The sequence below is a fragment of the Fusibacter sp. 3D3 genome (assembly GCF_001748365.1).
GTDB lineage: Bacteria > Bacillota > Clostridia > Peptostreptococcales > Acidaminobacteraceae > Fusibacter_A.
In genome coordinates this window covers 38,356-48,750 of record NZ_BDHH01000029.1, presented here as the reverse complement: position 1 = coordinate 48,750, position 10,395 = coordinate 38,356, and the positions used below count along the sequence as shown (strand labels likewise).

Sequence of the window (10,395 nt, the reverse complement as noted above, 5' to 3'; positions counted from 1 at the left end):
GTCTTATAGGGTATTAATCACCGTTTCCAGTGGCTATCCCTTTGTATGAGGCAGGTTACCCACGCGTTACTCACCCGTCCGCCGCTTTCCTTAAGCTTGCTTTGACCGAAGTCTCCACTCCCTTAATTCTCGCTCGACTTGCATGTGTTAGGCACGCCGCCAGCGTTCATCCTGAGCCAGGATCAAACTCTTAATTATAATCCTTTTTGTTTAACTTCGTTAAACAAATCCAATCTAACGTTTGTTAGCAAACGTAAACCGGACTCATAAATGAGCTAACTTCCATTTTCGACCCAAAGGTCTATTTGGCTTTTGTTTTTCCGTTTGTCTCCACTTCCACCTAAGCTTCCATTTTGACTTTATCACTTTGTTTCTATTAAGCAATTTCTTCTGCCAAGATTGCTCTTAGTAGTTTCCATAAGCTCAAAGAATTGCGTGTTTTAATTCATTTGCGCTATTCAATTTTCAAGGTCCTGTGTGTTGTCGTTTCACACGACAGCTTATTCAGTATATCAGCTCGTCTGTGCTAAGTCAACACTTTTTTTATTCTTTTTTTTTGAAGCTCTTTTGTGTTTGTTGCTTCGCTGTGAGGCAACTTATTCATAATACTAAATATCCAGACTGATGTCAACACTTTTTTTAATCTTTATTTATCGTGACAGATTTCTTAATACCCCACTCTATAATTTATAAACACATTAACCGTATTTTCTTTTGATATCAATTTGAGTCATCAACCACCACTTCAAGTGGTGGTTTGAAATTAGCCCTATAAGGGCTGTTTACTTGCACGCCTTAAAGGCGGGTGTCGCAAGCTTTACTACCAACAGCCTCTAAAAGAGGCTATCTTCTTTTTGTTTCTTCAATTTTTGCTTCCTCTTGTTGTTCTTGAATATAACGTTTTATGGCTTCTTCTGTAATATTTCCTACTGTTGATACATAGTAGCCTCTTGTCCAAAATTTCCCATCCCATTTGCTTCCATGCTCTGAATGTTTATCAAATATCATGAGCGCACTTTTACCTTTTAGGTATCCCACAAACTCTGATACAGATAGCTTAGGCGGGATACTAACACATAGATGCACATGGTCTGAACATACTGCTCCTTCTATTATTTCTACTTTTTTATATTCACATAACTTCTTCAATATTTCTCTTATATCTGCCTTTGTTTGTCCGAACATCACCTTTCTTCTATACTTAGGTATAAAAACTATGTGGTATTGGCATTTCCACTTACAGTGTGATAAACTTGAATTGTCCATTGGGACCGCCTCCTATGTTTTGATATGGCTTACGACACCATTATCATTGTAACATAGGAGGCTTTATTATAATCGACGTAACACTTCTGTTTACTCTATTCTCCCCAGCATAGCTGGGGGATTAATATTGTCATTTATGTATCTATCTATAGACTTTTATTCTCCCCCACCATTTATATTTCAAATTTGGTTTTGCTTTTGCTTAAAAAAATGTATAATATATAAGTACCTTTAAGCGCAAAAATAATCATAGCAGTATTCAATAGGGGGGACACAATGGAACGATTAAGACACGGTCTCAAAAAAGGATTGAAACCTGCTCAAATCTTGGTATTGGGATTTGCTGGAACGATTCTTTTGGGAACGTTTTTACTTATGTTACCGATATCATCAGTAAATGGGCAATCTACATCTTTTATCAATTCTATATTTACATCTACTTCTGCTGTTTGTGTGACAGGACTTGTAGTTGTGGACACAGGAACGTATTGGAGCGTATTCGGCAAAACAGTTATATTGCTCTTAATTCAAATAGGTGGCCTTGGCTTTATGACAATGGCAACATCAATAGCGATTATATTAGGAAAGAAAATAAGTTTAAGAAATAGACTGATTATGCAAGAGGCACTTAATCAATTCTCCATATCTGGGGTTATTAGGCTCACTCTATATATCGTCTTGACAACGCTTGGCATAGAATTCATTGGCGCTTTATTTCTTTCAATAAGATTTATACCGCAATTTGGTCCTAAAAATGGTTTTTATTATGCTGTATTTCACTCTGTATCTGCTTTTTGTAACGCAGGATTTGACATTATGGGCAATGGTGTGAGTTTGACACAATACGTTAGTGATCCGCTGGTTTCTATTGTCATTATACTTTTAATCGTATTGGGTGGTCTCGGTTTTTCAGTTATTGTTGACATCGGAGGCGTAAAAAATGCAAAAAAACTTTCGTTGCACTCAAAGCTCGCTTTGACAATGACGGGGAGTCTCATTTTTTCAGGCTTTGTAATTGTCATGCTCTTCGAAATGAATAATCCTAATACAATTGGAAATTTGAGTTTTGGAGGGAAGATTCTAGGTGCGCTTTTTCACTCGATCACACCGAGAACAGCAGGTTTCAATACGCTTGATATGGCTCAATTGAAATTGCCAACATTGATCTTTACAATTCTATTCATGTTCGTTGGTGGGTCTCCAGGATCAACTGCTGGTGGGGTTAAGACCACAACTATAGGTGTGATATTTCTTAAAGTTAAATCGGTTATAAAAGGTGTTGACGATGTTGAATTTGCGCATAGAAGAATTTCTAAAGAGATCATCAACCGTGCGTTAGCAGTATTTTTCATTGCGAGTTTTGTATTTATATCGGTAACGATTCTACTGACGATAACAGAACGAGATGTTTCGCTTGAATATGTTTTGTTTGAAGCCATGAGTGCACTTGGAACTGTAGGTCTATCGCTAGGGTTGACACCTCATCTTTCATTTGCAGGCAAAATCATCATCGCAGCGACGATGTTTTTTGGAAGACTTGGACCGCTGACGATTGTTCTTGCACTTAGTAATAGAAATCTTTCAAAACGAAAAGCGATTCGTTATCCTGAAGGTAAAATAATTGTGGGATAATTGATAAATGAAATAAAAAAGTAAAAGCTAATGGAGGCAAAAGCATGAAAAAGCAATTTGTAGTAATCGGATGTGGTCGCTTTGGACAAAGCGTGGCGATAAAATTAGCCGAACTCGGCTGTGAGGTCATGGTGGTAGATGATAATGAAGAGATCATACAAAATATCTCTGATAAAGTCACTTATGCGGTTCAGGCAGATGCAACGGATGAAAATTCCATTAAGGCGTTGGGGATTCGAAATTTTGATGTTGCCATTGTGACGATTGGATCCGATATTCAATCCTCTATCCTCGTGACACTTATGATAAAAGAATTGGGTGTGAAGCACATTGTCGCTAAAGCTCAAAATTCTTCTCATGCGAAAGTGCTTTATAAAATTGGAGCGAACAGAGTTGTATTTCCGGAAAAAGAAATGGGCATCAAGATTGCCAAAAATTTAGTTTCTGGGAATGTGCTTGATTTTATTGATCTAGCACCAGATTACAGCATTCTTGAAATTAGCATGAATGATGAGTGGATTGGGAAAAACTTAGTCCAAATTGATATGAGAAGAAAATATCAGATTTCTGTAATTGCCGTTAGAAGAGGCGATGAATTCGACATCAACGCTGGACCAGACAAAACACTTTTAAAAGATGATGTTCTTATTGTAATCGGTAACAATGAAGATTTGAAAAAGATCGAAAAAAATTAAAAGAGGTTAATGGTGCAAGAAATTAATATGGTGCAAGAAATTAATTCTAATCAAAATAAGGTGTTTAAGCAAATAAGGTCCTTACTCAATAAAAAGTATAGGCAGAAGTGGGATCAGTTTATTATAGAAGGGGAAAGATTTGTAGACTATGCAGTGACACATCATTATGCGATTGCATATATCTGTATCAGACAGGATCTGATGGATCACTTTGTAAGCGTTGAAAAATTGCATCTCTATCAAGAAGTCGCAAAGGTAATTGTATTGCCTCAAAATTTATTCAGTGAATTAACGGATACTGAACATTCTCAAGGGGTAATAGGTGTACTCGCGTTGCCAAAACCAGTAGCACTTGAAACCCTTTTTAGTGAAGAGGTGTTGCCACAAGTCGTTTTTTTAGACCGTCTTCAAGATCCAGGTAATGTTGGGACGATTATCAGAACGGCAGATGCATGCGGTATAGAATATATTGTTTTGAGTAAGGGCACAGTGGATCCTTATAACAATAAAGTCGTTAGAAGTACTGCGGGGTCGATATTAAATGTTAAACTGATAGAAATTGAAGATGCACAAATGTGTTTGAACTTGTTAAAGGATCATGGGTATACATTACTGGTAACAGCGCTTGAAGCGGCGTTTGTCTATAACGATCAGAAGGCATATGGTGCTTTCAATTGCCTTGTAATTGGGAATGAAGCCAATGGTGTTTCAGACCAAATTATGAGTCTTGATAGCCACAAGATCACGATTCCTATATACGGGAAGGCGGAATCTTTAAACGCTTCTGTGGCTGCAGGCATTATGATGTATAAGATCAATGAATATTGTATACAAAACAAATAAAAAGGTTGTTAGATATCTTGAATTATGTTATGATAACCATATCAAAAATCTGAAAAAATCTATGATGGAGAGAGTAGATGTTTGCGGAAATTAGAGAGGAAAACGGCTGGTGAAAGTTTTCATTCCAATACATTGAAGTTCACTCTGGAGATGCACTTTTGAATTAAGTAGAAAGTGACGTTTGCTGCGTTAAGGCCATAAGTGAATTACTTATGTAATTAATTTGGGTGGTACCGCGGAATAACCTTCGTCCCATGATTGGGAGAGGGTTTTTTTTATTGTCATTTTTACGGAAATAGCAGATGGCAGTATGCAGAATAATAGGAGGTAGAAAAGTGAAAAAATTACTTGAGCAATTATTAGAACATGCAAAATCAGAAATTAAACAAGCGCCAAACCTTAAAGCATTGGAAGATATTAGAATTAAATTTTTAGGGAAAAAGGGCGAAGTTACCACTATTCTCAAAGATATGAAAAATCTTTCAGCAGAGGAGAGGCCGTTAGTGGGCAAAATAGCAAATGAGGTTAGAGCCTCTATCGAAGAATTTCTAGAGGATGTCAAAGAAGATAAAAAGAGACTTGAAATAGAAGCAAAACTTAAAAGCGAAACGATTGATGTAACGATGCCTTCTAAAAAGACTTTAAGAGGCCATAAACATCCGTTAAATACAGCGCTTGATGAGGTTAAAGAAATCTTTTTAGGGATGGGATTTAAGATTGCAGAAGGTCCAGAAGTAGAGTCTGTCTACCACAACTTTGATGCTTTAAATGCGCCAATTGATCATCCCTCAAGAAGTTTGTCAGATACGTTTTACATTACTGAAGACTTGCTTTTAAGAACGCAGACATCGCCGATTCAGGTTAGAACAATGAAAAATTCATCACCACCCATTAAAATTATCGCACCGGGGAGATGTTTTAGAAACGATGAAATCGATGCGACGCATTCACCCATGTTTCACCAATTAGAGGGCCTTGTGATTGATAAAGATATCACTATGGCCGATTTGAAAGGGACACTGGATATATTTGCCAAAAGGCTCTTTGGAAGCCAAACTCGAACTAAATTCAGACCACATTATTTCCCGTTTACTGAACCTAGTGGCGAAGTGGATGTCTCATGCTTTAAATGTGGTGGAGAAGGCTGTAGATTCTGTGGCGGCAGTGGTTGGATTGAAATTTTAGGTTGTGGCATGGTCCATCCCAATGTCTTAAAAGAATGTGGTATTGATCCAGAAGTTTATAATGGTTTTGCATTTGGTATGGGACTTGATCGCATTACGATGATGAAGTATGAAATTGACGATATCCGTACACTTTTTGAAAATGATGTGAGATTTATTAAACAGTTTTAAGATGACTTGAGGAGGGCATTATGAGAGTACCTGTAAAATGGTTAAAAGAATACGTTAATATAGAGGGCATTTTAGAAAAAGAACTCGTTGAGAAATTGGTTTTAACAGGTTCCAATAATGAAGGCAGTTATGAGATTGGAGAAGGCGTTGACAAGGTTGTGGTTGGTAAAATCACAAAGATTATTCAACACCCTAATGCGGATAAGTTATTTGTCTGTACAATTGATGTGGGTGAAGAAATCTTGCAAATTGTCACTGGTGCGACGAATATCCGTGAACAGGATTATATTCCCGTGGCTGTACATGGTGCCACAATTGCGGGTGGCATTAAGATTAAGAAGGGGAAATTACGGGGTGAAGTTTCAAATGGCATGCTTTGCTCGCTTGAAGAGATGGGTTTTGATAAAGCCTGTATCCCTAAAGAATTTGACGATGGAATCTTTATCTTAGATAAGGCATATCCGCTTGGAATGGACATTTTAGAAGCTTTGGATATCAAAGACACTGTTATTGAATTTGAAATCACACCGAATCGTTCTGATTGTCTCAGTATGATTGGAATGGCACGTGAAACTGCTGCTAGCTTTGAAAGAGCATTAACTTTGCCTATGGGAAAAATAAACACTCAAGTAGATGATATAAATGATTATGCAAGCGTAACCATAGAAGCACCTGATTTATGTCCACGTTATGTGGCAAAAGTGGTCAAAGAAATAAAAATCGAAAAGTCTCCAGTATGGTTACAAATGAGATTGATGAATGCTGGCATGAGACCTATAAATAACATTGTAGATATAACAAATTATGTGATGCTAGAGTACGGTCAGCCCATACATGCGTTTGATCTTGATACTGTAACGGACCATAAAATCATTGTAAGACGTGCTGAAAATGGTGAAAAATTCACAACACTTGATGATAAAGTAAGAGCACTTACGGGTGAAATGCTTGTGATTGCAGATGCTAAACGGACGGTTGGCATTGCAGGTGTCATGGGTGGTGAAAACACAGAAATTTCAAAAACAACTCAGAACATACTCATAGAGGTTGCAAGTTTTGATAAGTCGAGTATTCGTAAAACTTCTAAAGATTTAGGCCTTAGGACAGAGGCCTCATCTCGATTCGAAAAGGGCGTGAGTACAGGCTTGCCTATGATTGTAGTGAATCGAGTGTGTGAGCTGATTGAAACATTGGGTGCTGGAACTGTTATTGACGGCGTAATTGATGTGCATCCCGATCCAGCAGAACCTGTTTTAATACCATATCGAGTTGAGAAAATTTCAAAAGTGATTGGCGAAACATTAACTTTAGATGAAATTAAAAATTACCTTGAACTTTTGGACATTCAAACGATAGAAAAAGAAGGCCAGTACTTTGCGGTGGCGCCTTACTATAGACTAGATCTTCAGAAGGAAATTGATTTGGTTGAAGAAGTCGCAAGAATTTTTGGCTACGATAAGATTGGCATGACATTACCTAAAACAGACACTTGGGGCGCTAGAACCAATGCGCAATTGATAGAAGAACAAGCAAAACTCGAGCTTTTATCAAGTGGTATTGATGAAATTTTAACCTATTCATTTGTGTCAAAAAAGGATCTTGATAAAATTAATTTATCTGCAAATAGTATGTTAAGACAGCAAGTTGAACTTATTAATCCCTTAGGCGAAGAGTACAGTGTTATGAGAACTTCTTTAATACCAAATGTTTTAGATGTTCTAGCGCGCAATAATAATCGCAAAGTAAAACAAGCTCGAATCTTTGAAATGGGCAGTGTATTTTTACCTAAAGAAGTCCCTGTGGTGAATTTGCCAATTGAAAAGAAAATGCTCACCATAGGCATGTACGGTGAATCAGAAGATTTCTTTACACTGAAAGGTGCTTGTGAAAATATTCTTAACGGCTTGGGTATTTGTGATTACTATTTTGAAAAGGAAGAAAATCATCCAACATTCCATACAGGAAGATGTGCCAATATCATTTGGGGCACTCATATTGTAGGGACGCTAGGGGAATTACATCCTCATGTTCAAGAAAACTATGACCTACAGGTTCGGGGTTATGTGGCGGACCTCGATTTCAATTTGATGATTCAATTGGCAAAAGCAGATCAAAAGTTTACGCCAATTCCAAAGTATCCTGCAATTGAAAGAGATATCGCCATTTTAGTGAAGGATGAAATTACTGCGTTACAAATTGAGCAAATTGTACTTTCAAATGGTGGAGATTTATTGGAATCGGCAAAAATGTTTGATATGTACAAAGGCAAACAAATTCCGCCAGGGTATAAATCTGTAGCTTATGAGCTTGTTTTTAGGGCTGAAGATAGAACTCTAGTGGATGAAGATGTAAATTCTATTTTTGCTCATATTTTAAAAGCATTAGAAAATGAATTAGAAGCACAATTGAGATAGTACAGTTTTAAATGAGCATTTAAAATTGACAATAGAAGAGGCACCAAACTAAAATTCCCAGCTGAGTACTCAATTGGGAATTTTGTGTTGTAAGTTGGAAAGTATTTTTATCCACTAAGACTGAATCCTTAGACTGAATAGGAATTGAGTTTATTCTTTTATAGAATAATATGCATTTAATGGGTATAATGATAGGGTGAGCATGGTGGCTCCGTATAAAAAAGATTTTTTAACTGCAAGAAGAAGGTGAAATTGTGATTTATGAAGGTAATATTTCTGAGTATTATATAGATGCAAGGAATAAAGGCAAGAAAGAGTACAATCGATTAAAAGCCAGAGGCGCTTCTGGTCATTTAACCAGTTTAGATGGTCTTTTAAAAGATGTAGAAATTGTGGCAACTGTTGATCTTGGAATAAGAGAAATTCCGCTAAAAAAAGTGGTCGGTACTTATTTTAACTCAAGACGTATGATTTTTTCTAAAAATTTTATGCCACTGGAATCACTGAGTACCGAATTTGGGAGCAAGTGGACAAATTTATGTCAATCTCACCTTGAAGAAGGGATAAGAGATCCTATTAAGGTTTACGAGTATTTAAATTATTACTATGTCATGGAGGGCAATAAAAGAGTCAGTGTTCTCAAATATTTTGATGCGGTGAAGGTATCCGCTCATATCTACAGAATGATTCCGAGATACGATGAACACGATGAAGATATTAAACTCTATTATGCATTTTTAGAATTTTTTAAAGAGACTGGGTTAGTTGAAATATGGCTCTCCAAAACAACGCGATACAAAAGAATGCTTGGCTATCTAAAGGCATATGATCCAGGGGATTCTATTTACGATTCAAAGTATCAGCATTTTCTAAGCTATGTCTATGAACCTTTTAGAAGGCTTTATAAGCAATTTGGAGGAGACCAACTTAATATAACCACCTCTGATGCCTTTTTACTCTATGCGAAACTTTACGAAATTCCAAAAGCATTAGATGAAGTTTCTGCAGAGAAGGTCATGCCACTTCTTATTCGAGAACTTCAAAATTATGGTGACGATGAAGAAATTGATATTTTTACGAATACAGAAGATATTGGGAAAAGCACTCTACTGAATACAATTACCAATCTGATCAGTCATAAAAAAATCAAGGTTGGCTTTGTCTATGCGAGAGATATTGAAAAATCGGGTTGGACCTATTCTCACGAATTGGGTAGGCAATATGTTGAAACGCATTTTAGTGATCAGATTGAAACAGACTTCATTGATAATGTCCCAGAGGATAAATCGGCATTTGCCGTCATTGAAGCGTTTGCAACCAGAGGTTATGACATTGTCTTTACGACAAGTGAAATTTACAGAAGAGCAACTTTAAGGTGTGCACTTGAACATCCAGAAATTAAGTTCTTTAATTGCTCAGGCAATAGACCTTATGTCCATATGACCAATTATTTTGGACGGACCTATGAACCGAGGTTTTTAACAGGCATTATAGCAGGTGCGTTGACAAAGACTAATATTATAGGCTATACAGCTACAGAACCCAATCCAGAGGTCATTTCTTGTATCAATGCTTTTGCGATGGGCATAAAAATGGTTAACCCAAATGCAAAGTTATTGGTTGTGTGGACCGGCGAATGGAATAATCCCAAAGTGAGCACTGATCTCAGCGAAAAACTCATAGAGCGTGGCGCTGATATTGTCAGTAATAAAAATCTAATTGTTCCGAGAGGGGTCACATGGGATTATGGTGTATACTCAATGCTCTGCGATATCAATGCTGAAACAAAGCTCCCCGAACATTATCTTGCTTCGCCAATTTGGAACTGGGGTATATTTTATGAAAAGATCATCAGCAGTGTTTTAAATGGCACTTATCAAAGAGTGACCTCACAGTATTTTGAAGAAAGCAGATTGATCAACTTTTGGTGGGGAATTGCATCGGGTGTTATCGATATATATTATTCAAAGGTGCATGTGCCCAGTGATACGTCGAAACTTTTAGAGATTATGAAAAAGATGATTGTATCAGATCAGTATCATCCTTTTAGTGGTCCCATATATGATCAGAACCGAATGTTGAGAGTACAAAACAACAAAATTTTAACACCTGAAGAGATACTAGAAATGGATTGGTATGTAGATAATGTTCAAATCATTTTGTAGTGTATTGAATCGATTAAGGGCCTTT

7 protein-coding genes, 1 rRNA gene and 1 other annotated feature are annotated in these 10,395 nt (G+C 36.9%); of the genes, 6 read left to right on the top strand and 2 right to left on the bottom strand.

The window, feature by feature from the left end; all coding sequences use genetic code 11:
- Nucleotides 1–198 (bottom strand): 16S ribosomal RNA (locus tag F3D3_RS21535); the annotation flags it as partial.
- A gap of 645 nt (nt 199–843) precedes the next feature.
- On the bottom strand, nt 844–1,266 hold the full coding sequence (gene tnpA, locus F3D3_RS21530; RefSeq protein WP_069876502.1) for an IS200/IS605 family transposase: 423 nt from the start codon (nt 1,264–1,266) through the stop codon (nt 844–846).
- Nucleotides 1,267–1,542: 276 nt separating this feature from the next.
- On the opposite strand from tnpA, the gene F3D3_RS21525 reads away from it, so the two are divergent.
- The 6 genes from F3D3_RS21525 (at nt 1,543) to F3D3_RS21500 (ending at nt 10,370) form a co-directional block, all read left to right on the top strand.
- Nucleotides 1,543–2,898: a TrkH family potassium uptake protein gene (locus F3D3_RS21525; protein WP_069876501.1), complete on the top strand. Its 1,356-nt coding sequence runs from the start codon at nt 1,543–1,545 to the stop codon at nt 2,896–2,898.
- Between the two features lie 44 nt (nt 2,899–2,942).
- On the top strand, nt 2,943–3,593 hold the full coding sequence (locus F3D3_RS21520) for a TrkA family potassium uptake protein (protein ID WP_069876500.1): 651 nt from the start codon (nt 2,943–2,945) through the stop codon (nt 3,591–3,593).
- 12 nt (nt 3,594–3,605) lie between these two features.
- The gene (locus F3D3_RS21515) at nt 3,606–4,436 is read left to right on the top strand and encodes an RNA methyltransferase (RefSeq protein WP_175438446.1); all 831 of its coding nucleotides are present in this window, start codon (nt 3,606–3,608) and stop codon (nt 4,434–4,436) included.
- A gap of 52 nt (nt 4,437–4,488) precedes the next feature.
- Nucleotides 4,489–4,694: a binding site (T-box leader), on the top strand.
- Nucleotides 4,695–4,771: 77 nt separating this feature from the next.
- Nucleotides 4,772–5,791 carry a phenylalanine--tRNA ligase subunit alpha gene (gene pheS, locus F3D3_RS21510; RefSeq protein WP_069876499.1) on the top strand — a complete coding sequence of 340 codons (1,020 nt, stop codon included), beginning with the start codon at nt 4,772–4,774 and terminating at the stop codon, nt 5,789–5,791.
- 20 nt (nt 5,792–5,811) lie between these two features.
- Nucleotides 5,812–8,205, top strand: a complete 2,394-nt coding sequence (gene pheT / locus F3D3_RS21505; RefSeq protein WP_069876498.1) for a phenylalanine--tRNA ligase subunit beta — start codon at nt 5,812–5,814, stop codon at nt 8,203–8,205.
- 254 nt (nt 8,206–8,459) lie between these two features.
- The gene (locus F3D3_RS21500; protein ID WP_242877183.1) at nt 8,460–10,370 is read left to right on the top strand and encodes a BMP family ABC transporter substrate-binding protein; all 1,911 of its coding nucleotides are present in this window, start codon (nt 8,460–8,462) and stop codon (nt 10,368–10,370) included.
- The last annotated feature ends 25 nt before the right edge of the window (nt 10,371–10,395 follow it).

Excerpts from the sequence above, each read along its gene's own strand:
- tnpA (WP_069876502.1), bottom strand. The coding sequence starts at position 1,266 with ATGGACAATTCAAGTTTATCACACTGTAAGTGGAAATGCCAATACCAC.
- F3D3_RS21525 (WP_069876501.1), top strand. The coding sequence starts at position 1,543 with ATGGAACGATTAAGACACGGTCTCAAAAAAGGATTGAAACCTGCTCAA.
- F3D3_RS21520 (WP_069876500.1), top strand. The coding sequence starts at position 2,943 with ATGAAAAAGCAATTTGTAGTAATCGGATGTGGTCGCTTTGGACAAAGC.
- pheT (WP_069876498.1), top strand. The coding sequence starts at position 5,812 with ATGAGAGTACCTGTAAAATGGTTAAAAGAATACGTTAATATAGAGGGC.